22 protein-coding genes are annotated in these 23,765 nt (G+C 72.1%); 10 read left to right on the top strand and 12 right to left on the bottom strand.

Annotation, left to right across the window (positions count from 1 at the left end):
- The 5 genes from HW837_RS39350 to HW837_RS39330 all read right to left on the bottom strand — a co-directional run.
- On the bottom strand, positions 1 to 323 hold a 323-nt coding region (locus tag HW837_RS39350; RefSeq protein WP_193383566.1), incomplete at its 3' end, for a 2-oxoglutarate dehydrogenase E1 subunit family protein.
- 678 nt (positions 324 to 1,001) lie between these two features.
- Positions 1,002 to 2,108 (bottom strand): sensor histidine kinase, encoded by a 1,107-nt coding sequence (locus HW837_RS39345; RefSeq protein WP_078853588.1) that lies wholly within the window; start codon positions 2,106 to 2,108, stop codon positions 1,002 to 1,004.
- Positions 2,109 to 2,231: 123 nt separating this feature from the next.
- Positions 2,232 to 2,969, bottom strand: a complete 738-nt coding sequence (locus HW837_RS39340) for a response regulator transcription factor (protein WP_045558984.1) — start codon at positions 2,967 to 2,969, stop codon at positions 2,232 to 2,234.
- Between the two features lie 131 nt (positions 2,970 to 3,100).
- Positions 3,101 to 3,775 carry a spermine/spermidine synthase domain-containing protein gene (locus HW837_RS39335; RefSeq protein ID WP_045558983.1) on the bottom strand — a complete coding sequence of 225 codons (675 nt, stop codon included), beginning with the start codon at positions 3,773 to 3,775 and terminating at the stop codon, positions 3,101 to 3,103.
- Between the two features lie 103 nt (positions 3,776 to 3,878).
- On the bottom strand, positions 3,879 to 5,633 hold the full coding sequence (locus HW837_RS39330) for a glycoside hydrolase family 3 protein (protein WP_045558982.1): 1,755 nt from the start codon (positions 5,631 to 5,633) through the stop codon (positions 3,879 to 3,881).
- Positions 5,634 to 5,921: 288 nt separating this feature from the next.
- On the opposite strand from HW837_RS39330, the gene HW837_RS39325 reads away from it, so the two are divergent.
- Positions 5,922 to 6,611: a TetR/AcrR family transcriptional regulator gene (locus tag HW837_RS39325; protein ID WP_052682934.1), complete on the top strand. Its 690-nt coding sequence runs from the start codon at positions 5,922 to 5,924 to the stop codon at positions 6,609 to 6,611.
- 127 nt (positions 6,612 to 6,738) lie between these two features.
- Positions 6,739 to 7,698, top strand: coding sequence for a rhomboid-like protein (locus HW837_RS39320; RefSeq protein ID WP_237270567.1), 960 nt, complete (start codon positions 6,739 to 6,741; stop codon positions 7,696 to 7,698).
- On the opposite strand, the gene HW837_RS39315 is transcribed toward HW837_RS39320, so the two are convergent.
- Positions 7,639 to 8,289 carry a GNAT family N-acetyltransferase gene (locus HW837_RS39315; protein ID WP_093790692.1) on the bottom strand — a complete coding sequence of 217 codons (651 nt, stop codon included), beginning with the start codon at positions 8,287 to 8,289 and terminating at the stop codon, positions 7,639 to 7,641. The two genes, HW837_RS39320 and HW837_RS39315, sit on opposite strands and share 60 nt — an antisense overlap.
- Before the next feature lie 246 nt (positions 8,290 to 8,535).
- Between HW837_RS39315 and lon the strand changes: the two genes are divergently transcribed.
- Positions 8,536 to 10,938: an endopeptidase La gene (gene lon / locus HW837_RS39310; protein WP_045558979.1), complete on the top strand. Its 2,403-nt coding sequence runs from the start codon at positions 8,536 to 8,538 to the stop codon at positions 10,936 to 10,938.
- Positions 10,939 to 11,202: 264 nt separating this feature from the next.
- Positions 11,203 to 11,712, top strand: coding sequence for a MarR family winged helix-turn-helix transcriptional regulator (locus HW837_RS39305; protein ID WP_045558978.1), 510 nt, complete (start codon positions 11,203 to 11,205; stop codon positions 11,710 to 11,712).
- Between the two features lie 16 nt (positions 11,713 to 11,728).
- Here the strand turns inward: HW837_RS39305 and HW837_RS39300 are convergent, their stop codons facing one another.
- A complete protein-coding gene (locus HW837_RS39300) occupies positions 11,729 to 12,514 on the bottom strand; it encodes a protein phosphatase 2C domain-containing protein (RefSeq protein ID WP_193382015.1) in 786 nt (261 codons plus the stop codon).
- 377 nt (positions 12,515 to 12,891) lie between these two features.
- On the opposite strand from HW837_RS39300, the gene HW837_RS39295 reads away from it, so the two are divergent.
- The 5 genes from HW837_RS39295 (at position 12,892) to HW837_RS39275 (ending at position 19,081) form a co-directional block, all read left to right on the top strand.
- Positions 12,892 to 15,846, top strand: a complete 2,955-nt coding sequence (locus HW837_RS39295) for a sensor histidine kinase (RefSeq protein ID WP_313895538.1) — start codon at positions 12,892 to 12,894, stop codon at positions 15,844 to 15,846.
- Positions 15,843 to 16,364 carry a roadblock/LC7 domain-containing protein gene (locus HW837_RS39290; RefSeq protein WP_045558975.1) on the top strand — a complete coding sequence of 174 codons (522 nt, stop codon included), beginning with the start codon at positions 15,843 to 15,845 and terminating at the stop codon, positions 16,362 to 16,364. The genes HW837_RS39295 and HW837_RS39290 overlap by 4 nt, the downstream gene beginning before the upstream one ends.
- Positions 16,361 to 16,885 carry a DUF742 domain-containing protein gene (locus tag HW837_RS39285; protein WP_237270566.1) on the top strand — a complete coding sequence of 175 codons (525 nt, stop codon included), beginning with the start codon at positions 16,361 to 16,363 and terminating at the stop codon, positions 16,883 to 16,885. The genes HW837_RS39290 and HW837_RS39285 overlap by 4 nt, the downstream gene beginning before the upstream one ends.
- Before the next feature lie 331 nt (positions 16,886 to 17,216).
- Entirely contained in the window at positions 17,217 to 17,792 is a 576-nt protein-coding gene (locus tag HW837_RS48205; RefSeq protein ID WP_196790358.1) for a GTP-binding protein, read from the top strand.
- Between the two features lie 53 nt (positions 17,793 to 17,845).
- A complete protein-coding gene (locus HW837_RS39275) occupies positions 17,846 to 19,081 on the top strand; it encodes a styrene monooxygenase/indole monooxygenase family protein (protein ID WP_045558973.1) in 1,236 nt (411 codons plus the stop codon).
- A gap of 11 nt (positions 19,082 to 19,092) precedes the next feature.
- On the opposite strand, the gene HW837_RS39270 is transcribed toward HW837_RS39275, so the two are convergent.
- The 4 genes from HW837_RS39270 to HW837_RS39255 form a co-directional block, all read right to left on the bottom strand.
- Entirely contained in the window at positions 19,093 to 19,923 is an 831-nt protein-coding gene (locus HW837_RS39270; RefSeq protein WP_313895539.1) for a coiled-coil domain-containing protein, read from the bottom strand.
- 102 nt (positions 19,924 to 20,025) lie between these two features.
- Complete coding sequence (locus tag HW837_RS39265; RefSeq protein ID WP_045558972.1) at positions 20,026 to 20,367, bottom strand: hypothetical protein; 342 nt, start codon at positions 20,365 to 20,367, stop codon at positions 20,026 to 20,028.
- 10 nt (positions 20,368 to 20,377) lie between these two features.
- A complete protein-coding gene (locus tag HW837_RS39260; RefSeq protein ID WP_045558971.1) occupies positions 20,378 to 21,103 on the bottom strand; it encodes a TetR/AcrR family transcriptional regulator in 726 nt (241 codons plus the stop codon).
- A 208-nt stretch (positions 21,104 to 21,311) separates the two neighbouring features.
- Positions 21,312 to 22,268 (bottom strand): AurF N-oxygenase family protein, encoded by a 957-nt coding sequence (locus HW837_RS39255; protein WP_045558970.1) that lies wholly within the window; start codon positions 22,266 to 22,268, stop codon positions 21,312 to 21,314.
- A 136-nt stretch (positions 22,269 to 22,404) separates the two neighbouring features.
- Between HW837_RS39255 and HW837_RS39250 the strand changes: the two genes are divergently transcribed.
- Positions 22,405 to 23,283 (top strand): hypothetical protein, encoded by an 879-nt coding sequence (locus HW837_RS39250; protein WP_196790356.1) that lies wholly within the window; start codon positions 22,405 to 22,407, stop codon positions 23,281 to 23,283.
- On the opposite strand, the gene HW837_RS39245 is transcribed toward HW837_RS39250, so the two are convergent.
- Positions 23,276 to 23,761, bottom strand: coding sequence for a DUF3291 domain-containing protein (locus tag HW837_RS39245; protein WP_045558968.1), 486 nt, complete (start codon positions 23,759 to 23,761; stop codon positions 23,276 to 23,278). The two genes, HW837_RS39250 and HW837_RS39245, sit on opposite strands and share 8 nt — an antisense overlap.
- Between the last annotated feature and the right edge of the window lie 4 nt (positions 23,762 to 23,765).

Genomic DNA, 23,765 nt, shown 5'->3' with positions numbered 1-23,765 from the left:
GCGGCGGGCTTCGGGGCAGCCGGGGCGGGGGCGGCCGGGGCGGCGGGTGCGGCCTGGGCCGGGGCGGCGGGGGCCGCGGGTGTGGTGGTCGCTGCGGCCCCCGTGGCCGCAGAGCTCGCCGGAGCCGGGGCGGCAGCCGCGCCTGGCTTGTAGTCGGCGAAGAAGTCCCACCAGGCTCGGTCTACCGAATTCGGGTCCTGGAGGTACTGCTGATAGATCTCGTCGACGAGCCACTCGTTCGGACCGAAGGCCGCGGCGGGGTTCTTACCCGCTTGGTCTGCGTCGGTCGAGATGCTCGAGTTACTGGGGGACTGTGGCGACACGGCGGCAACCGCCCTCTTCCGCTTCACAAGGTGATGGACAGCGGGAATAAAGGCTACGCCCCCGTGGCCGGGAAGGTCAGGCCGAGCCCGCTCTTCGTCGCGTAAGTCACATCGGAACGCGTGTTTCGGGGGTGGAAATGGCGGGAAACAAGCGTGGTTCCGGTCTGGAACGGGTGTGGGGGGCGGGCGCCGGGCATGCGTCGGGTGGGGCCTGCGGGGATGTGCACCCGGCCCTCTGCTCGAACGCACCTGATCACACGTGTCCGGCTGGGCGGATCTGCCATGGATCTTGTGGCTCCGGTTCGAACTTTACGTCAACTTGGGGGAGAAGTAAGCCCCGGGAGGATGAGCGAAATCTGGCAATGGCGGGGGGATTCAGCCAGGTGGGATGTGGGTATCGCGGGATTTTTCCGCCCCCGCCGCCCCTACCCGTCCCATCCTGTCCCTGGGGGCTGCGCCCCCGGACCCCGCTGGGTGGGTGAGGGTGCGTGGTCGGGTGCGGGTGGGTGGGGGTTGCTCGCGCAGTTCCCCGCGCCCCTGAAAGCCTGCGGTCGCCCGGCGCCTGAAAGCCGCGGTCACCCGGCGCCTGAAAGCCGCGGTCACCCGGGGCCTGAGAGCGTGCGGTCGCCCGGCGCCTGCAAGCGGTGGCTCGGTGGTCCCCGCCAGTGTGCGGCTCGCCTACGTGAGTGCCGGGCCCTGGGGTTTCGGGGGTATGCCCGGGAGGATCACCTGGATGCGGCAGCCCTTGGGGGATTCGGCTACTCCGATGCGGCCGCCGTGGAGGTCCACCGCCCAGCGGGCGATCGCCAGGCCCAGGCCGGTGCCGCCGTCGCTGCCGGGGCCGTGGGGGGAGCTGACGGCGCCGCGGTTGAAGCGTTCGAAGACGCGGTGCCACTCGGACTCGGGGATGCCGGGGCCCTCGTCCAGGACTTCCAGGTCGAGGGAGTCCGGGGTCGGTCCCCGCCGGGCCTTCACCGTCACGCGGCCGTGCGCCGGGCTGTGCTTCACCGCGTTGTCGATGAGGTTCGCGACGACCTGGTGGATGCGTTCCGGGTCCGCGTTGGCCGTCAGCTCCGGCGGGTGCACGTCCAGGTGCAGGTGCACGTCCGTACGCGTGTGCTTGCCGGAGTCCGAGGCGACGCCGCCGCGGGCCGAGGAGACCATCTGGGCCTCCTTGAGGACGCCCGAGAGGTACGGCCAGACCTCGAAGCGGCGGCGGCGCAGCGGGACGACGCCGTTGTCCAGGCGGGACAGATCCAGGAGGGTCTCCACCAGCCGGCCGAGGCGCTCGGTCTGCTTCAGGGCCGTACGCATCGTCTCCGGGTCGGCCTGGGTGACGCCGTCGACGATGTTCTCCAGGACCGCCCGCAGGCCCGCGATGGGCGTACGCAGCTCGTGGGAGACATTCGCCACGAGCTCCTTGCGCTGGCGGTCCTGGGCCTCCAGCTCGTCCGCCATGAGGTTGATCGTGTGGGCGAGGTCGCCCAGCTCGTCCCGGCGGTTCTCACTGACCCGCCGGGTGTAGTCGCCGCGCGAGATGGACCGGGCGACCGCGTTCATCTCGTCCAGCGGCGCGGTGAGCGAATGCGCCACGAACTGCGTTATCAGGAGTGTGGCGATCATCGAGAACACCGTGATGAAGCGGAGCTCCGTCTTGGTGTGCACCGCGATCATCGACAGACCGGTGGTGATCAGGACCGAGATGACGACGAGCGCGCCCAGCTTCGTCTTGATCGAGAAGGGGCGCACCCCGCCGAGCGGGCCCGCGCCCTTCCGCGACTGCATGCCACCGGGAGTCCGGTTCCGGGACCTCGGGTCACCGATTCCGCTCATCACGCCACCAGCCCCCTGCGCCTACCTGTCTGCGTGCCTACGAATGTCCCGCGCACGCGGGGCGGCGAGCACGGGTCAGGGAGTCGGGGTCTCCAGGGCGTACCCCACACCGTGCACCGTGCGGATCCGCTCCGCGCCGATCTTCCGCCGCAGCGCCTTGATGTGGCTGTCCACGGTCCGCGTCCCGGACGCGTCCGCCCAGTCCCACACCTCGGCGAGCAGCTGCTCGCGCGAGAGTACGGCACGCGGGGTGTTCGCGAGACATACGAGGAGGTCGAACTCGGTGGGCGTGAGGTGCACGTCCTCGCTGCGCACCCGGACGCGGCGCTGCGCGTGGTCGATCTCCAGCTCGCCGAGGCGCAGGATGCCCGAGCGCGGTGTGGTCGCGGCCAGCGCGGCGCGCTCCACCCGGCGCAGCAGGACGTGCACGCGCGCGGCCAGTTCACGCATGGAGAACGGCTTGGTCATGTAGTCGTCGGCGCCGACGCCGAGCCCGACCAGCATGTCCGTCTCGTCGTCCCGGGCGGTGAGCATCAGCACGGGGACGGGCCGCTGGGCCTGGACTCGCCTGCACACCTCCAGGCCGTCGAAGCCGGGCAGCATGATGTCGAGGATCAGCAGGTCGGGCTGCCAGGCCTCCGCCGTGTCCACCGCGGCCGGTCCGTCGGACGCGGTCTGCACGACGAAACCCTCGGCGCGCAGGCGGGCCGCGATGGCGTCGACGATCGTCGGGTCGTCCTCGACCACGAGCACGCGGCGCTGTGCGCCCGGCGTCGCCGTGGCGCTGTTGTGGGTGGTGTGTGTCTGCTCCATCGCCCGCCCCTGTGTTGCTTTCCGGAATCCGTGGGGTGATCCCTTGACTACGCATGGCTGCGCATGACTGCGATTGACGCTTGAATGATCGGCGTCAGGCAAGCAGGGTACGGGCAGTCACCGCACCAGGGCTATCCAGGTCGGATCGCGAGGTGCACGACGTCCGGAACTCCTCGGGCAACCGGGATCTCTTCGGTACGCACCTGCTGGAACCCGGCATTCCCCAAGGTTTCCTCGAATTCCGCAGATGGCCGGGCCGACCACACGGCAAGCACCCCACCTGGCCTCAACACCCTTGCGCAGCTTGCCAGTCCGGTAGGCGAGTAGAGGCTGTCGTTGGTCTCGGAGACGGTCCAGTCGGGCCCGTTGTCGATGTCCAGGCAGAGCGCGTCGAACGTGTCGGATGTCTCATTGACGTACGTGACGAGATCGGCTTCCACGACCTCCGTACGGGGGTCCGCGAGCGCCTCGGCGGACACCTCGGCCAGTGGTCCTGCGCGGTGCCACGCGATGACGGAGGGTTCGCGTTCGACAACTGTGATCGCGCCCCAGCGCGGGTCCGCGGCGGCTCGGGCGAGCGAGAAGCCGACGCCGAGACCCCCGATGAGCACATGTGGCCGAGAACGATCCGTCAGCGCGGAGAGGGCGGCGTCGACCAGCAGCCGCTCCGAGCGGCCGTCCGAAGTGTCCATCAGGAAGCACCCGTTGGCGATGATCTGCAACAGCTCTCCGTGCCGTCGCAGCACGACCTCGCCGTAGGGGCCCTCGTGCCGGTCGATGACCACGGGTTCGTCGGTGATGGGCATCCGCCCATCCTCGCGTGCCCCCGGCTCCGGAGCAGCCGAATTACGGCGGACGGTGACGCCGCGTGTACAACTCGGTGGTGAATGGCTCGAACGCCGCGTGGTGTCAGAGCGTCAGGCCGTGGCCGTACGGGAAGACCGGGTCCGCGGTGTCGTTGGGGACGTCCGGGCGGGACGCCTCGACGGCCGCCATGGAACGGGGCAGTTCGAAGGGCAGCCGGCCCTCGGCCCGGGCCCGGCCGAAGGCCACGTCGAGCAGGGCCGTGTCCGAGGCCCCGTAGTCGGCGACGAGCGCGGCGGCCTTCTCCGCGATCTCCGGGAGCACGGCGGGCCGATCCAGGTTGACGCAGACCAGGGTCGGCACGGCCGCCAGCAGCGCCAGGATCTCCTTCAGCCGCTCCTCGTCGAACGCCAGCGACCCGGAGTGGAAGAAGGACTCGAACAACCCCGGCCGCTCCTCGTACGGCGTGCGCAGCCGCAGCACGGCGACGTCCGCGTGGGCCGGGTCGGCCACGACGTTGCCGTACAGGGACGCCGTCTGCGCGCCGACCCCCTCGACGTACAGGTTGGGGCGGTCGGTGAGCGGGAGGAGGGAGTGGTTGGTCAGGACCGTGAGCGAGCGGCGCTGGGCGGCCTCGCCGAGGGCGGTGAACTCGCTCGCGCCGACGGTCTCCTCGGCCCGGTCCGGGTCGACGTACCGCCTCTCGAAGAGGCCGAGCGCGAACTTCACGCGCAGCAGACGGCGGACCGAGGCGTCGACGCGGTCCTCGGTGATCCGGCCGGAGCGGACCAGCTCGACGATCACCTCGGGGCACTGTTCGCCGCCGAACTGGTCGGCGCCCGCGTCCAGGGCCTTCGCGGCGCGTTCGGCGACGGTGAGGTGTTCGACGCCCCAGGCGTGGGCCTGGTGCGGTTCGCCGCCGATGGTCGCGTCGGTGAGCAGGCCCCAGTCGGTGCAGACGACGCCGTCGAAGCCGAGGCGTTCGCGCAGCAGTCCGGTGAGGACGTCCCGGTTGAAGCCGAAGCCGACCTCCTCCCAGCCGTCCACGCCGATCGGCTGCCCGTAGTACGGCATCATCTGCGCGCACCCCGCCTCGACGGCGGCCCGGAAGGGCGCGAGGTGGTGGTCGTGCATGCCGCCGGGATAGATCTGCTCCTTGCCGTACGGGAAGTGCGGGTCCTCGCCGTCGCGTTGCGGGCCGCCGCCGGGGAAGTGCTTGACCATGGCGGCGACCGACCGCGGGCCGAGCCGGGGTCCCTGGAGGCCGCGTACGTACGCCCTGGCCAGCGCGCTCGTGACCTCGGCGGACGAGCCGAAGGTGCCGGACTGGCGCGACCAGCGGGGCTCGGTGGCGAGGTCGATCTGCGGGTGCAGGGCGACCCGGAAGCCGACGGCGAGGTACTCGCGGCGGACCGTGTCGGCGAACTTCTCCACCAACTCCGGTTCGCCGATCGCGCCCAGGCCCAGCGGCTCGGGCCAGGCCGAGAAGGCACCGGCGCCGAAGGAGGCGCCCGGGTGGTCGGTGAACGAGTGGCGCGGGTCGGTGGAGAGGGTGACCGGGATGCCCAGGCGGGTGTCGGCCGCGAGCGCCTGGAGCCGGTTGACCCATTCCGCCGTCTCGCGCGCGCCGTGGCCGCCCATGAGGTTGAAGTGGGTCAGCCGGCCGTCCACGACCAGTTCCGTGGTGCCCTGCCGGGGTGACGGCCCGTCGGTCGACTCCACGAGCGTCCCGTTCTCGTTCATCGTCAGCATCGTGTGGAAGAGCTGACCCGCCTTCTCCGCGAGGGTCATCCGGGACAGCAGGTCCTCCACCCGTTCGTCGACGGGCCGGCTCGGGTCGAGGTACGGGGCTGTGGACATCCTGGGTTCCTTGGACGAGGCGGGGGCAGGGTGCGAGTGGGGGTCACCTGACCGCGCGGACGGTCCGGGGTGACGGTGATGACTCTCCTGGGAACTCGGGGGGACGAGGGCTGCGGCGTCGCCGCGCAGGTCAGTTCAGGGAAGCAGTAAAACCGAGTGGCTACTAGGTTTTGCGCAAGTGGCCACTCTCACGCGGCAGATGGCTTGAAAGAAGAGGGTGGTTGACTCGTGTAACCGCCGGTCCGCGAGGGCTCTGGCGGCCGTGGGGCGGGGGCTAAAGTGGCGGACATGGTGCGAAACCCGAGGCCGGAGGGGCCGGAGGGGCCGGAAAGTTCCGACAGCTCCGCGGTGCGCGCGCCGGAGGACTCCGGTGGCGTGCGGGGCACGTACGCCGTCGGGGACGAGCGGCGGCTGCGCATCCTCGACGCGGCCGTCGATCGCTTCGCCCAACGGGGTTTCCATGCCTCCTCGTTGACGCGGATCGCCGCCGACGTCGGCATCACCCAGGGCGGGCTGCTCCATCACTTCCGGAGCAAGGAGGACCTGCTCGTCCAGGTCCTGGAGCGCATGGACCAGACCGACCGGGAGCGGTTCTTCTCCCGGGAGTTCGAGTCGGCCGCCGACATGTTCACGGCGCTCGTGCGACTGGCCGAGTACAACAGCACCCGGCTGGGCCGCACCCGGATGTTCAACGTCCTGGCCGCCGAGGCCGGCGACCCCGGGCATCCCGCCCACGCCTACTTCGTCGAGCGGTACGCCGAGGTGATCGGCACGCTGTCCGCGGCGCTGCGGCGCGGGGTGGACAGCGGTGAACTGCGGGCCGGCACGGATGTGGTGGCCGTGGCGCAGGAACTGGCCGCGGTGATGGACGGGCTGCAGATCCAGTGGGTGCTGGATCCGAAGGGGTTCGACATGGCGGGCCGGTTCCGGGCGTATGTGGAGCGGGTGGGGCGGGAGATCGGGGCGGCGGGGACGTAGGGGACGTCGGGGGCGTGGGGTCGCGTAGCTGTCGGCTTGCTGTGAATCGTCCTTCGGGTGGCGGAGGTCACAGACAAGGACGTACCGGGGCGTCGAGGGTGAGGTGAAACGGAAGGAGCGCCTCACCTTGGATGCCGCCGAGACTGTGGAGACCGCGGGGCCCGTCCTCGACGGCATCCCGCGGCAGCCCGGTGGGGTGCCGGGTGGAGCGTCCGTTGCGGCGCCCGGCGGGGCGTCCGGTGGGGCGTCCCGTGGGGTGACGGAGCGGGGACCGGCGGAGGTCGCGGACGTCGGGGCGTACGTGAAGCCCGGGGCGTACGCGGCGCCCGGGGCGTACGCGGCGCCCGGGGCGCATGTGGAGCCCGAGGCGCACGCCGGGCGGGTGTCCTCCTTGCGTCGGCGCGCGCCGTTCCCGCGACCCTGGCGGCTGCTCCCCACCCCCGTCGGCACGCCCTTCACCTTCCTCTACGCCACCGTCCTCGTGGTGACCTCGCTCGTCGCCGAGTACGCCGACCCTGCCCTGGTGCACGCGCTGCACCAGGGCTCCAGTACGGATGTGGCGCATCTGGTCCGCACCCCCGTACTCGTCCTGCTCGCGAGCGCGCTGTGGGTCGCGGGCGGGGTCGCTTCCCTGTACGCCGTCGCCTTCCTGCTGGTGCTGACCGCGCTGGAACGCCGGATCGGCGGGTGGCGCACGGCCGGTGTGTTCCTGTCGGGCCATGTCCTCGCCACCCTCGCGACGGAGGTCCCGGTGGGCTTCGCCGTCCTGGCCGGCCATCTTCCCGACAGCTCCCTCCACCGCCTCGACTACGGCATCAGCTTCGGAGTGGCCGTGAGCGCGGGCGCGTTGGCGGGCCTGCTGCCACCGTGGCCGCGCCGGCTGCTGCTGCTGGGCTTCGGCGGGATGCTGGTGGACGACCTGCTCGCCTACGCGGACCCGATGACCAACTGGGGGCATCTGCTGTCCCTGGCGATCGGGGTGGCTGCCTGGCCGGTGGTGCGGCGGTGGCGGCACCAACGCCGTGGCTCAGGCGGGGCCGGTGAACTTCGCGCTGGTCAGTGGGGCCCGCACCGTCCAGCCCAGTGACTCGTACAGGGCCCGGCCGTCCGGGCTGCCGGCCAGTACGCCCGTCTCCGCGCCCTGTTCACGGGCGGTCCGGGTGAGGGTGCGCATGACGAGGGTGCCCAGGCCGCGGCGGCGGTGGGCCGGGGATGTCTCTATCTGGTCGACGACCGCCGTCGCGCCGGTCGGGGCGACCTGGCCGCGGGCCGCCAGGGAACCGTCCGGTGCCGCGACCATCACGCGGGTCACGCCGCCGCGCGACCAGACGCGCAGCCGGTAGCCGTCGGGCACGGAGGCCGGGGGCTCGTGGGGGTCCAGGCGTACGGACATGAGGTAGCCGGGGTCGGGGTCGATCCACCAGCCCTCGCCGAGCCATGAGGTCACCGACGACGAGTCCGCGAAGACCTTGAGCCAGGTGCCGGGCCCGGTGACCGCGTCCGCCACCTTGCGTACGGCCCTCTCCTCCACGTCGACGTTCGTCGCCGCGAGGACGTGACGGGTGACGTGGTGGGCCAGGCCCATGTCGATGGTGAAGCCCCACGGCTCGACCACCGGGGGCGCCGCTCCCCGCGACACGACCCATCCGTCGACCCACGCCCGCACGATTCCGTCCACGCCGCCCCCGCTCCGCGATCTCTGTAAGGGATGGGATGAGAATACGGGTGTTACGGGAGGGTGGGGGTGTGGCGTGGGTCTCCCGTTCGGCCTCGTCCGTCGCCCGTCGCCCGTCGGCCTCGTCCGGTCGCCCGTGGGGCCGGCCGTCGTGATCGCCCACAGCGAACGGGCGGCGGCTCGGGGAACATTCCTCGGCTCATGCGCATTGAGTCGGCATAGCTCAACTTGACTGCCGAGGGAGAGATCATGGCTTCGACGTCCGCACCGCTCACCCTGCCCGTACTGCCGCTCGACGACGAGGTCGTGCTGCCTGGCATGGTGGTGCCGCTGGACCTCAATGACACGGATGTACGGGCCGCGGTGGAGGCCGCGCAGGCCGCGGCGCGGGCGGTGCCCGGGAAGCCCAAGGTGCTGCTGGTGCCGCGGATCGACGGCGCGTACGCGAGCACCGGTGTGCTCGGGGCCGTCGAGCAGGTCGGACGGTTGGCCGACGGGGATCCCGGAGCGCTGATCCGCGCCATAGGGCGGGTACGGATCGGGGCCGGGACCACCGGGCCCGGTGCCGCCCTGTGGGTGGAGGGCACGCGGCTCGACGACAGCGTGCCGGAGCCGCTGCCCGGACAGGTCGCCGAACTCGTCAAGGAGTACAAGGCACTTGCCACCAGCTGGCTGCGCAAGCGCGGCGCCTGGCAGGTCGTGGACCGGGTCCAGGCGATCGACGACGTCTCCGCGCTCGCCGACAACTCCGGCTACTCGCCCTTCCTCACCGTCGAACAGAAGATCCAGCTCCTGGAGACCGCCGACGCCGTCGCCCGGCTGAAGCTCGCCACCCAGCTGCTCCGCGACCACCTCGCCGAGCAGGACGTGGCCGAGACCATCGCCAAGGACGTCCAGGAGGGCGTCGAGAAGCAGCAGCGCGAGTTCCTGCTGCGGCGTCAGCTCGAAGCCGTCCGCAAGGAACTGCGCGAACTGAACGGCGAGAAGGACGGCGAGGAGTCCGACGACTACCGGGCCCGCGTCGAGGCCGCCGACCTGCCGGAGGCGGTCCGGGAGGCCGCGCTCAAGGAGGTCGACAAGCTGGAGCGGTCCAGCGACCAGTCGCCCGAGGGCGGCTGGATCCGCACCTGGCTCGACACCGTCCTCGAACTCCCCTGGAACGAGCGGACCGAGGACGCGTACGACATCCAGGGTGCGAAGGGTGTCCTCGACGCCGAGCACGCCGGGCTGGAGGACGTCAAGGAGCGCATCACCGAGTACCTGGCGGTGCGCAAGCGGCGTGCTGATCGGGGCCTCGGCGTCGTCGGCGGGCGGCGCGGCGGTGCCGTGCTCGCGCTCGTCGGGCCGCCCGGCGTCGGCAAGACCAGCCTCGGCGAGTCCGTGGCGCACGCCATGGGGCGCAAGTTCGTCCGGGTCGCGCTCGGCGGTGTGCGGGACGAGGCGGAGATCCGCGGCCACCGGCGCACGTATGTCGGGGCGCTCCCCGGACGGATCGTCCGCGCCGTCAAGGAAGCCGGGTCCATGAACCCCGTCGTCCTGCTCGACGAGATCGACAAGGTGGGCTCCGACTTCCGGGGCGACCCGGCGGCGGCGCTGCTGGAGGTCCTCGACCCCGCGCAGAACCACACCTTCCGGGACCACTACCTGGAGGTCGAGCTGGACCTGAGCGATGTCGTCTTCCTCGCCACGGCCAATGTGCTGGAGGCGATCCCCGAGGCCCTGCTCGACCGGATGGAACTCGTCCGGCTCGACGGGTACACGGAGGACGAGAAGGTCGTCATCGCCCGGGACCACCTGCTGCCCCGCCAGCTGGAGCGGGCCGGGCTCGACGCCGACGAGGTCGTGCTCGACGAGAGCGCCCTGCGCAAGCTCGCCGGTGAGTACACGCGCGAGGCGGGCGTCCGGAACCTGGAGCGGTCCGTGGCACGGCTGCTGCGCAAGGTCGCGGCCCAGCACGAACTGGGGCAGCGGGAGCTGCCGTTCACCGTCACCGACGAGGATCTGCGCGAGCTCATCGGCCGGCCGCACCATGTGCCCGAGTCGGCCCAGGACCCGGCGGAGCGGCGTACGGCGGTGCCCGGTGTCGCGACCGGACTGGCCGTCACCGGGGCGGGCGGCGACGTCCTCTACGTCGAGGCGTCCCTCGCCGACCCGGAGACGGGCGCGGCGGGGCTGACCCTCACCGGTCAGCTGGGCGACGTCATGAAGGAGTCCGCGCAGATCGCGCTCTCCTTCCTGCGCTCGCACGGCGCGGAGCTGGAGCTGCCCGTCGCGGACCTCAAGGACCGGGGCGTGCACATCCACTTCCCGGCGGGCGCGGTCCCCAAGGACGGCCCCAGCGCCGGCATCACCATGACGACGGCCCTCGCCTCGCTGCTGTCGGGGCGGCTGGTCCGTACGGACGTGGCGATGACGGGTGAGGTCTCGCTGACGGGCCGTGTGCTGCCGATCGGCGGGGTGAAGCAGAAGCTGCTCGCCGCGCATCGGGCCGGTGTCACCACCGTCATCATTCCCAAGCGGAACGAGGCCGACCTGGACGATGTGCCGGCCGAGGTGCTGGACAAGCTGGACGTCCACGCGGTCACCGATGTCCGGCAGGTGCTGGAGCTGGCGCTGGCTCCGGCGGCGGTGGAGGTGCCTGTGGCGGCGTGAGCGCTCCGCTGTGAGGGGGTGGGGTGCGTGCGGGTGAGTGGGCGGGTGCGGGTCCGGTGGGGCTTCTCGCGCGGTTCCCCGCGCCCCTGAGAAGCCGGGGCTGCGCCCCGTGCTTTTCGTCGAAGGGCCGAAGGCTCCTTCAGGGGCGCGGGGAACCGCGCGACCAGCCCCCACCGGACCCGCGGGTGACCTGGGCGATGTCCACCCCCCACCTACGAAATACTGACCCGCAGGTAGCCGGAATCGGAAAGCAGGAGCGCTGACGTGCACGACGAGGGCGGAAACGGCGACGGCGGTGGGGTCGGGGCCGGCGGGCCGGTGGCAGAAATGCCGACGGCCGGCATGGACCAGGCGTTCCTGGCCCTCGAACGCGAGTTGACGGTCCTGCTGCGGCGGGCCCGCGCCAAGTCCGGCGAGATGGCCCGGGCCGTCCACCCCGACCTGGAGTCCGCCGCCTACGGCCTCCTCGCCCGCCTCGACGAGGCCGGCCGGCTCCGCGCCACCGAACTCGCCGCCTACATCGGCGTCGGCAAGGCCACCATGTCCCGTCAGCTCCGCGCCCTCGAACACCTGGGCCTCATCGCCCGCGAACCCGACCCGGCCGACGGCCGCGCCTGGCTCGTCCACCTCACGGAGGAGGGCCGTGCCCGCTTCCGGGCGGTCCGGGACGCCCGGCGGGGGGCGTACGTACGACAGCTGGCGGGGTGGGACCGCGACGAGGTGGCCGAACTGGCGCGGTTGCTGCACCAGCTGAACCGGGGAGTGGAGGGCTGAGGCCCGAGAAGGGCGCTCACCACTCCACGAGCACCACGCTCGCGTCGTCGTGTGTCTTGGCGCGGCCCAGGAACCGTCGTTCCACGTCGGTGGTCTCCAGTTCCCGTACCCGCTGCACCAACCCCCGCGCCCCCGTCTTGCGGACCAGGGTGAGGCAGTCCGTCCAGTCGCCCTCGTGGAACGTCTCCACCCAGCGGCCCGCCCCGTCGGTCAACGCCACCAGTGCGCGGACCTCCTCGCGGGGGACGGTTCCCGTCACCGCCCGCGCGGCCACGGCGGGGTCTGCGGCGGCCGTCCAGAATCCGCCCTCCTTGTTCCGCACCGTCGAGTCGACGATCGCGGCCGTCGCGAGCGAGGCCCGGGGCAGCAGGGAGAGACGGTCGTCCAGGACGGCCCACACCGCGCCGTCCGGCCGCTCGAACAGCAGGGCCGAGTCCGACAACACCAGGTACTCCACGGCCTCCGTGGACCAGCGGGCCAGGACCACCGTGGCCTGCGGGGTTCGCGGGTGAGAAAGGTCACAGGTTTGGGCGTGGGCCCGGGCGGTACGAGAAATGGCCTGTGAGAGCACGTCGGGCAACGGTGAATCCCGCTCCGAAACGGACAGTTCGGTCAGGGTGCCGCCGAGGCGGGAAGTGAACCATGCGACCGAATGTCGACAGCCGTAGCCCTCGGGCGGCGGAGTCACGCCGTCGAGGACGACGAGGGCGCCGCCCTGTCCCCCCGCGGGCAGGGCCACCGACGCGAAGTCCTCGTTGGGGCGAAGGGGATCGCCGGGTTCCGAGACGAGTTCCGTGCGCATTCGGCCAGTCTGCACGAGCCCGCCACAAGATCCGTGAAAGGCCGACAACGGTCGCCGTACGACCCGGACCCTCCAGGCGGGCCGCCGGGTTTGGCATGGAATGATCGTGAGCGGTGAAGCGCGGCGGCGAATACTGTCAAAGCGCGTCGCCGACGTCCAACCGGCCCGCTGCGGAGGGCATCGGCACGAGCCGGAGGAACTTGCCCGCCAACTCCCCGGGGATGTTCACTCCTTCGGGTGGCGGGACTGATGATGCGGGACCACTGCCCACCGGCACTGGGAGGGTCGGGAGCCGTACCGGGGGGACGGCCGTATTTGACGAGTTGACGGATCGTCACCCGGGCCAATGGGTACACGAGTCAGGAATGCGAGCACCGGTGCAGAAGACGCGGCCTCGGCGCGCAGGCAAGCAGGCAGCTTCGAAGGCCTCCGCGGCCTCCCCGAACCAGCAGGGGACGGCACAGGCAGGGGCCCCCGCCGTCGGCACCGGGCGGAAGGCGCACGTACGCAACCGGCTCATCGTCGCCGTGGCCGTCGTGGCCGCCGCCATAGCGGGCGCCGGGGCGCCCTCGATCCTCGCCGCCTCGGAACAACTGCACGACACCCAGCGCCTGGTCACGCTCGCCGAGCAGACCCAGGAGGCCCTCACCCTCGCGCACGCGCTCGCGGACGAACGGGACGAGGTCACCGCGTACATCGCCGCCGGGCGCCCGAAGTCGGCCGCGCCCAGCAAGCAGCGCAGTGACCGCGTCGACACCCAGGCCGAGGAGCTGAGCGCCGACACCGACACCTCCGCCGCCCTGCGGGAGGACATCGAGTCCATCGCCGCCGTGCGGCAGGCGGCTGTCTCCGGGAAGAGCACCGCTCTGGAGGCGCACACGGCGTACACCGCCGTCGTCACCGAACTCCACGCCCTCGCCGAGGAACTGGCCGCCGACCTGCCGCCGCGCGCGGGTGGCGGCGCCTACGCCCTGGCCGAACTCGACAGCGCCGTCCAGCAGGCCGCCGCCGCCCGCGGGCTCCTCGTCGCCGCGCTCAGCGTCCCGACGACCACCCAGACGGTCATCGACCCCACCACCGGGCTGCCCACCACCAGGACCGGCGCCTCGGCCGCCGACGCGAAGCAGCGCGACGCCCTCACCGCCGTCGCCCAGCAGGCCCGCGTCCGTTCCGACGCCGCCCTCGCCCACTTCCGCGAGACCGCTCCCGCCGCAGGACGCTCCTCCTACGACGCCACGGTCAACGGCCCCGAGGCCGACGCCGCCGACACGTACCTGGCCGACCTCACCGACCAGCCCACGCTCTCCGCCGGCGAGGCCGGCACCAGCGCCGAGAAGGTCGGCGCCGCCCTCTCCGCCCGTGTGGACCTGATGCGCGGCGCCGAGTCCTCCCTCTACGACCGGCGCACCAAGGACCTCGCCCAGCTGCGCGACGAGGACGTCACCGCGCTGGAGATCCGGGTCGCCGTCCTCGGCGCCCTGATGCTCCTGGCCGTCGGTGTCGCCACCGGCATGGCCCGCTCCCTCACCCGCCCGCTCGCGGTGCTGCGCATCGGCTCCGCCCGGGTCGCCGGCGACCCCGCGCACGAGGAACCGGTCAAGTTCACCGGCCGCAACGACGAGTTCGCCCAGGTCGTGCGCTCGGTCAACGCGCTCCACGCGCACGCCCTCGCCCTGCACGAGCGGCTCGCGCCCCTGGAGGGCGACCGCAAGCACCTCATCGGCCAGCGCCAGACCATGGCCGACGACCGCGACCGACTGCGCGCCGAACTCGCCGAGGCGACCGCCTGTCTGACGAAGGTCCAGCACAGCGTCCACGCCACCTTCGTCAACCTCGCGCTGCGCACCCTCGGCCTCGTGGAGCGGCAGCTCGCCGTCATCGAGTCGATGGAGGAGCGCGAGCAGGACCCCGACCGGCTCGCCACCCTCTTCAAGCTCGACCACTTCGCGACCGTCATGCGCCGCCACAGCGAGAACCTCCTCGTGCTGGCCGGCCACGAGCACGTCCAGCACCACGCCGGACCCGTCCCGCTCGTCGACGTCGTCCGCGCCGCGGTCAGCGAGATCGAGCGCTACGAACGCGTCCGCATCGCCGCGCTGCCCCCGGGGGCGCACGTCGCCGGGTTCGCCGCCGACGACCTCAGCCACCTCCTCGCCGAACTCCTGGAGAACGGCACCTCGTTCTCGCCGCCGGAGATGTCCGTCGAGGTCACCGGCCATCTGAGGGAGAACGGCGAGATCACCCTCTCCGTCCAGGACGGCGGCATCGGCGTCGCCCCCGAGCGGCTCGCCCGGCTCAACTCCCGCCTCGCCGACTTCGATCCCGAGGCGCCCTACGAGCAGGAGGACGGCGAGGGCCTCGGCCTCGGCCTGTACGTCGTGGCCCGCCTCGCCCACCGGCTCGGCACCCCCGTCCGGCTCCAGCCGCACGGCTCGGGCGGCACCGCCGCGGTCGTCGTCCTGCCCAAGGCGCTGCTGGCCCCCACGCCCGCCGTGCCCGTGGGCACACCGGCCTCCGTCACGCCCCAGTTCTCGCTGCCGGGCGCCGACGCCGAGGCCAACTCAGGCGTCCTGCCCGGCCGATCCGTCGCCGTACGCGAGCCCGAGGGCGACGGCGACCCGCTCATCGAGGCGGCCGAGCGGGCACTTCAGGCGAGGGAGGCCGTGGGGACGGCCGCCGACGCCGCAGAGGCCGCCGGGAGCGTCGTACCGGAAGACGACGCACCCGAGGCCGCACCCGGCCCCGACACCGGGGCCGGGACCGGGACCGGGGCCGGGACCGGACCCGTGTCCGGGGCCGAGTCCGTGTCCGAGACGACGATGGAGCTCTTCGCTCCGGTGGCCCCGGGGAAGGGCGCCGACGAGGAGAGCGACGAGGGCTTCGCCGCCCACGACACCGACGCCGGCACAGGCGTGGGCACGGACGGCGACACCGACGGCGACACCGACGTCTCGTACCCGGGCGAACCCGACACCCACGAGCGGGCCGCCGACGAGGGGAACACGGCGCGCGCGACCGAGGGATCACGGTCCGGGGCGGAGGGGCCACGGGGTGATGCGACCCCGCGGCTCACCGACAAGGGGCTGCCCAAGCGCACGCCCAGGATCACCGCGCCGGTGCCCACGACCCCCCGGCCACGGGTGGGCGGCGTGAACGCCGAGGAACTGCGCCGTCGGCTCGGCGGGTTCCACCAGGGGGCCAGGGAGGGGCGGCGTGACGTCGAGGCGGAGATCGCCGAGCAGTCGGGTGAGACACGGATGCCCGTGCCGCACGAGTACCGGACAGAGGCAGTTGACACCACGGGGGGCACTTCCGAGGAGGAAAGCAGTTGACCGCGCCCATGACCTTCGGACTGAGCAGTGAAGCCCGCAACCTGCACTGGCTCCTGACCAACCTGGTGGAGGAGGTGCCGGGACTGCTGTCGGTCGCGGTGGTCTCCTCCGACGGACTGCTGCTGCTCTCCTCCGACCCCGGCAGAAACGCCGCGGCCCGCGAGGCCCGGGAAGCACGCCCGCAGGGCCCGCGGGGCTCCGCCGCCGACCTGGCCACCATCGTCTCCGGCATCGGCAGCCTCACCATCGGCGCCGCCAAGCTGATGGAGTTCGGCGGGGTCAAGCAGACGATGGTCGCGATGGACGAGGGCAGCCTCTTCGTGATGTCGATCAGCGACGGCTCGCTGCTCGGGGTGCACGGCTCCCCGGACTGCGACATGAGCGTGGTGGCCTACCACATGGCGCTCTTCGTCGGCCGCGCCGGCCATGTGCTCACCCCGGAACTCCGCAGCGAACTGCGCAAGTCCCTGGAGGCCGAGTCCCAGCGGGAGACCGAGGCGGCCGGGAGCCGGCGATGAGCGGCCCCAGGCAGAACAGGGCGCGGGCCCACGAGTCCGGCCGGGTGAAGCGGCCGCCCGCGACGAAGGGCGCGACGGGCGCCAGGAGCACGAAGGGCGCCAAGAGGCTGCCCGTGCGCGGCGGCGACCGCAAACCCGCCCGCGTACGCCCTTACTCGCTCACCGGCGGCCGCACCCGCTTCGGTCACGTCCTCCTCGTGGAGACGTTCGTCGCCGTGCTCGAAGCCCCGGCGGAGCGGCCGGAGTTGGCTGGGGGTGCCGCCCACATGTTCCATCGTGGGGGAGGTTCACTCAACACCAAGGTGATGCCCGAGATGCGGGCCATCGTCGAACTCTGCCGCCGCATGCGGACGGTGGCGGAGATCGCCGCGCTGCTGAAGATGCCGCTCGGCGTGGTCCGCGTCCTCCTCAGCGATCTCGCGGACCAGGGAAAGATCCGTGTGTACGGAACAGGTCACGGACCGGGACAGCCGGACCGCGCTCTGCTGGAAAGGGTGCTGAGTGGACTCCGCCGTCTCTGACGCCGCCTCGGCCGGCGTCAACCCCGACGCCTCGGCCGGCGTCACCCCGGGCGTCGACGACGACGCCTCCCGTGTCGGGACAGACACGGACGCGCCTCGTGTCGGGACGGACGCGGACGCGCCCCGTGTCGAGATAGACGCGGACGCTCCTCGTCTGGACGTGGACGCCGTGCGTGCCGGTCTCGGCACGCACGGCGTCGGCATCGACACCGGTACGACCCCACCCGGGGGCTACGCCCGGGCGGCCTCCCGCGGTCTCGACCGGCTCGCCGAAGCCGAGGCGGAGGCCGACACCGGCCCCGCCGGGCCCGGCGCGGAGCCCGAGGAGGAGCTGAAACCCTGGCAGTCCGACCTGAGCCGGGCCCCCATCGCCACCAAGATCGTGGTGGCGGGCGGCTTCGGCGTCGGCAAGACCACCTTCGTCGGCGCGGTCTCCGAGATCACCCCGCTGCGGACCGAGGCGCTGATGACCGAGGCCAGCGTCGGCACGGACGACCTCTCCAAGACGCCGGACAAGCTCACCACCACCGTGGCCATGGACTACGGCCGCATCACCCTCGACGACGACCTCGTCCTCTACCTGTTCGGCACCCCCGGGCAGGAACGGTTCTGGTTCATGTGGGACGACATGGTGCGCGGCGCGATCGGCGCGGTCGTCCTCGCCGACACCCGCCGCCTCGACGACTGCTTCCCCGCGCTCGACTACTTCGAGAGCTGCGGACTGCCGTACATCGTCGCGGTCAACGCCTTCGACGGCAGTGTGCGCTACGAGCCCGAGGACGTCCGGGACGCGCTGACCGTGCCCGACCACGTGCCTGTCATGATCATGGACGCGCGCAAGCGGGCCTCCGCGATGGAGACCCTGCTGGCGCTGTGCGCCCACGCGATATCCCTCAGCCCCGAGTAGTCCCCGAGCGGGACGTCACGGGACGCCACGGACGAACCAGGAGACCTGTCCGGATGCGGAAGATTCTCGTCGTCGGAGCCGGCCAGTCCGGGCTGCAACTCGCCCTCGGGCTCCAGTCGCACGGGTACGAGGTCACACTGATGTCCAATCGCACCCCGGACGAGATACGCGCGGGCCGCATCATGTCCACCCAGTGCATGTTCGACTCGGCCCTGCGCCACGAGCGCGAGAGCGACCTCGGCTTCTGGGAGTTCCAGGCGCCGCGGATCGAGGGCGTCGGCGTCTCCGTCGCCGGCCCGGACGGGCAGCGCGCCGTCGACTGGGTCGGCCGGCTGCGCGGGTACGCGCAGGCCGTGGACCAGCGGGTGAAGATGGCCGGCTGGATGGAGACGTTCTCCCGGCGGGGCGGCCAACTGGTCGTCCACGGCGCCGCGGTCTCCGACCTGGACTACTTCTCCCGGCTGTACGACCTCGTGCTCGTCACCGCGGGCAAGGGCGAACTGGTGCGGATGTTCCGCCGCGACGCCGCCCGCTCGCCCTACACCGAACCGCAGCGCGCGCTCGCCGCGGTGTACGTCCACGGACTGGGCCCGCGCCCCGAGCACCCGGAGTTCGACGCGGCCCGCTGCAACCTGGTGCCCGGCGCCGGCGAACTCATCGTCCAGCCCGTCCTCACCACCTCCGGGCGCGCCGACGCCCTCTTCTGGCTGGGCCGGCCCGGCGGGCCGCTCGACGTCTTCGAGGGCGTGCGGAACGCGGAGGAGCAGCTCGCGCTGACCCTGGAGCTCATGCGGCGGCACACGCCCTGGGAGTACGCGCGGGCCACGGACGTCGAGGTCACGGACCCGGGGGCGGCGCTGACCGGCCGCTACACACCTGTCGTACGGCACCCCGTCGGACAGCTCCCGAGCGGCGGGCTGGTGCTGGGCGCGGGGGACGTCGTCGTGGCCAACGACCCGCTCACCGGGCAGGGCGCCAACTCGGCGGCCAAGTGCGCGGCCGTGTACCTCTCGGCGATCCTCGACCACGGGGACGGCCCGTTCGACGAGGTGTGGATGCGGCGGACGTTCGAGCGGTTCTGGCAGATCGCGGGGCCCGTCACCAAGTGGACCAACACGATGTTGGCTCCGCCGGCCGAGCACGTCATGGAGCTGGTCGGGGCGGCCGAGGGGCTGCCGGTGGTGGCGGATCGATTCGCCAATGGCTTCGACGACCCTGCGGATTTCGAGGGGTACTTCTACGAGGCGGAGAAGACGCGGGCGTATCTCGCGGAGGTCGCGGGCGGGTAGGGACCGGGCGCCTACCGGGGTGAGGGTGCGGGTTCGTCGGCGGGTGCGGGTGGGTGGGGCTTCTCGCGCAGTTCCCCGCGCCCCTGAAAAGCTTGAGGGCCCGGCAGCTTCGACGATGCGGCCTTGGCGGTGTCCTCCGATTCCTTGACGGCGGCGAGCTGGTCCGGGGTCAGGGAGGCGAGGAGTTTCTCGATCTCGTCCAGGCGGTCGGACGCGGTGTCGTGTTCTCGCCGGTGCTGTTCGGCGAGGGTGAGCTGACGGTCCAGGGCCACGCGCGCCCGGCGGGCGAGGGCGTCGGTGTCCTGTTCGCTGCCGGCCAGGCGCTTGATCGTCTCGGCCCGCTCCCGCGCCACCTGCCCGATCACATGGCCCTGCTCCAGCGCCCGGTGCGGGTCCCGGCTCATCAGCAGCCGTACGTAGGGGGAGAGCGCGGTGCTGCTGTTCTGGTACTGCTGCCGGGCCAGCCGGCCGGCCGCGCCCCGGCTGTCGTGCAGGGAGAGACGGGCCGCCGCGAGCCGGTGGTCGAGCCCCGCCACCTCGGCCCGTTGTCTCCTCAGCTCCTCGCCGGTCCGGTGGTACGCCCCGGTGGCCTTCTCGGCCTCCTGGTGGAGCCGCCGCAGGTCGGTGAGAAGCTCGGCGACCGAGTGACCCTCGGGGGAGGGGGACTCGTCGGGGATCTCGGCGGTCTCGTCGGTGGTCTCGGCGAGGGAGCGCGTGGGGGCGTCGGCGGCGGGCGGTTCCGTCGTGGCCAGGGCGGGTGCGGGGGCCGTGGTGAGGAGGGCGCCGGCCGTGAGGGCCGTGACCGTCACCGTACCGACCAGGCGCAGAAGCCTTTCTGACATGTCATCACCTCCGGTGCTCAGGTGGGCCGTCCACCTCGCACCGGCAGGATCGGGGCGGGGGGAGGCGGCCGCGCGCCGGGTGGACCGTTCGGTGCCGGGGTGTCACTCGTCGGTGGGGCGCGGACGCGCGGGCGGCGTGGCGGATTGCCCGTCCGCCGCGCCCGGGGTGCCGGCGTCCGCCGGGGCGTCCGGCTTGGACCAGGGCCACTTCAGATGGCGCCGGGGGTCCGCGTCCGGGGCGTACTCGTACTTCCACAGCTGGTGCAGCAGGCCGCCCCGCCCGGCGTCGACCCGGCGGTAGACGAGGACCGTCGGCGGGCCGCCGGCCGCGTCGGGCACCGGGACCCGGTACGTCTTCGGGGGGTGCCCGGTGATGCCGAGCAGCACGGGCAGGACGCGCCCGTCGAGGGGGCCGCCCACGAAGGGGGTGTCTTGGCTCTTCACCGGACCAGTGTCACAGCAGGTGCCCGGCGTCGGCGACGACGGGCAGGACGCGGCGGGCCAGGGCTCCGACGGCGCCTTCGGGGGTCTCGACGGTGAGGGCGTGCCTGACGGCGGCGGCGGTCTGCGCGTCGCGGCCGGCGGTGGCGGTGAGACAGGCGACGAACTGCTCGACGAGCCAGTCGCGGAGTTCGCCGACGTCCGGCTGTTTGCCCTCGTCGAGCCAGATGAGGGAGGCGGCCTCCACGGAGGTGATCCACATCCGGACGGTCATCCGCAGCCGGAGGCCCGGCTCGGTGACCTCCAGGTGGCGCAGGATGTGCTCGGCGGCGGCGCGCCGGACCCCGTCCACGATGGCCGTCGCGCGGGAGGTCTCCACGACGCTGCCGCCCTGGAGGAGGGCGCTGAAGCCGGTGTCATGGGTGTCCACGAAGGCGAGATACCGGTCGAGGGCGCGGGCGAGGCGGCTGGTGAGGGGGCCCTCGGCGGGCTCGTCGAAGCAGTGCTCCAGCTCTTCGGCGGCCGTGCGCAGGGCCGCCTCGTAGAGCTGCTGCTTGCCGCCGGGGAAGTAGCGGTAGACGAGGGGCCGGGAGACGCCGGCCGCCTCCGCGACGTCGTCGAGGGAGACGTCCTCGGGCGCGTGGTGTGCGAAGAGCTCCAGGGCCGCGTCCAGCAGCTGGCTGCGCCGTTCTTCGACACTGAGCCGACGGTACGTGCGGGTGGGGGCCTCGGACGTCATACCCGCAGGGTAGTCGGGGGTGGGTGGGGACTGCCGAGATCGCGTCAGGGGGTGGGGCTGCGTGTGCGTCGGCGGGTGCGGGGCCGTGGTCTTTCAGGCCCGCAGGGGCCTGGTCCTTTAGGGGCGCGGGGAACTGCGCGAGAAGCCCCACCGGGCCGCACCCGCCGACGCACCCGAACCCCCATCCCCTGACGCACCCGAACTAGACCTACGGCAACAACCCCGACGACTTCCACATCCGTCGGCCCACACCCCGCAGCACCCCGATGTCGTCCAGGAAGTCCGTCAACCGCTTCGCCCCGGTCTGCATGATGTCGCGCCGGTGCCCGCTGGCCCGTACCTGGGCGACGGCCGCCCGCTGGTCGAGGCCGACGTTCGAGTAGACCTCGGGGTTGATGAAGGCGACCGAGAAGACGCGGGCGAACTCGCCGGACGAGACGCGGGTGAAGCTCCGGGACAGCCGCGGAGCGGTCACCATCTGGCGGCGCAGCTCCTCACGCGCGTACCGCACATGCCGTGCCTCCTCGACGACATGGATCCGCGTGACCCCCCGGATCAGCGGCTGCACCCGCTCGTCCGCGAAGGTCAGCCGCTGCATCCAGTCGAGGATCTCCTCGCCGAGCAGGGTCGCCGTGAAGGACCCCGGTGTCGTCGAGATCGTCTTGAAGACACGGCCCAGATTCTGGTGCAGCCGGCTCACCGGGTAGTACGGCGTACCGCCCTTGCTGATCAGCCGGGCGAACATCTTCGAGTGCCGGCACTCGTCCTCGATCTCGGTCAGCGCGTAGCGCACATGCGCGCTGGTCGCGGCCCGGTCGTAGATGTGCCGGACGAGCAGCTGCATGAGGATGATCTCGAACCAGATGCCGAGGGAGGCCAGCGCCGCGGCCTCGTGCCGGGACAGCGCGATGCGCTGCTCCTCCGACATCCTCCGCCACATCGGCGTCCCGTACAGGGACACCAGCTCCGGCGGCCAGAACCACTTCCCCTCCTCGAAGGGGGCGTCCCAGTCCAGCTCCTCGTCCGGGTCGAAGGAGTGCTTCGCGGACGAGAGGAGCAGCCGCTCGGCCACCTGTTCCCGGTCCTTGAGGAGCCCGAGCGCGTCGCGCAGCACGTCCGCCTCCGACCCGGGGTTGGTCGCGTTCACCGAGGTCACCGTAGTCATGGCTGTCGCAGCTCCTCGTACGGGATGGCAGGGGGTCACCGGCGTGGTTACCAGCGGTCACCGCTTATGAGACTACTTGTCAGCAAGGCCGTCAATCCTTTGCGCGTGACTTGTGCAGTAGCGTGCTGGCGTGTCCATGCCTCCATCGCCTCAGCAGCCCTACGGCCAACAGCCGCCGCACCAGGGGCCCTACGGCCAGCAGCCGCCGCCTCAGGGGCCCTACGGCCAACAGCCGTACCCGCCGCAGCAATCACAGCCGCAGCCCTACGGTCAGCAGCCGCACGTACCGCAGCAGTACCCGCCGCAGCAGTACCCGCCGCCACCGCAGCAGTACGGCGCGCCCCACCCCGCCGGGTGGCAGCCCTCGCCGCCGCCGAAGAGCCGGACGGGGCTCGTCCTCGGGCTCGTCGGCGGGGTCGTCGGGCTCGTGGTGCTCGGGGCCGTGGGCCTGTGGGTCGTCGGGACGCAGAGCACCAGCGGTTTCCCGGAGGCCGAGTACAAGCTGGCCCTGCCCGAGACCGTCCTCGACGGTGAGTACAAGCTGGCCCAGGACCTCTCCGACACCGAGGGAAGCCAGGTGGAGGACGAGGCGGAGGGCGCCTTCGACGCCCGTGACGTCACGGCCGCCGTCGCGCAGTACGCGCCCGCGGGCGACGGGGCCGAGGGTGCCCTGATCGTGTCGGGCATGTACGGCCGGTTCAAGAACACCGACGCCGCCCGCGACAACATGCTGAAGGGCGCGGCCGGGGTCAGCTCCATCACGGTGGTCGTGCCGCCCGAGGACTACACCCCGGGCGACTCCGACCTCACCATCAGCTGCCAGGTCGTCACCCAGAACCAGGCCGGCAGCAAGATCACGTACCCCATGTGCGCCTGGGCCGACGGCAACACGGGGGCGTCCGTCGCCGAGCTGAGCGTGGAGAGCGTCGGACAGGACGCCTCGAAGGTGGACGTGGAGGCCTTCGCGGAGCGCACCCTTCAGGTCCGCTCCGAACTCCGGCAGCCGATCAGCTGAGGACCGCGTCAGCGACGGGCTCCGCCGGTCCCGCCGGGAACGACGTGCGCAAGGTGAAGGCGTACGGCGTCGGGCCGTGGGCGCGGAGGTGGAGGATCCGTGCCTCCGCCTCGGCCACGGTGGGCCGGTGGCCGGCCGGAACCCACCACAGCGCGGTCGCCGCCTCGCTCAGCCGCTCGAACCACTCCCGCCTGCGGGACAGCAACTCCCGGTGCTGTCCCTGGTACATGAACGCGGTCAGAGCGTCGGTGTCCCGCCACACGGACATGTTGATGATCAGCCACTCGTCGTCGAGGACGGGGATGTCGGTCGCGTTGCCGGAGTCGCTCTGGAGGCGCCAGACGAAGCCGGGGGAGCGGTCCGCGACCGCGTTCACGGGGTCGAGGGCGTCGACGAAGTCCTTCAACTGGGGTGAGTCCAGGGGGGCTTGGAGGCGGGCGATGTTCACCTGGGCGAGTTCGTACGCGGCGGTCGTCATGGGC

It is taken from the genome of Streptomyces caniscabiei (assembly GCF_014930365.1).
Classification (GTDB): domain Bacteria; phylum Actinomycetota; class Actinomycetes; order Streptomycetales; family Streptomycetaceae; genus Streptomyces; species Streptomyces caniscabiei.
This window is presented reverse-complemented; position numbering and strand designations above follow the sequence as displayed.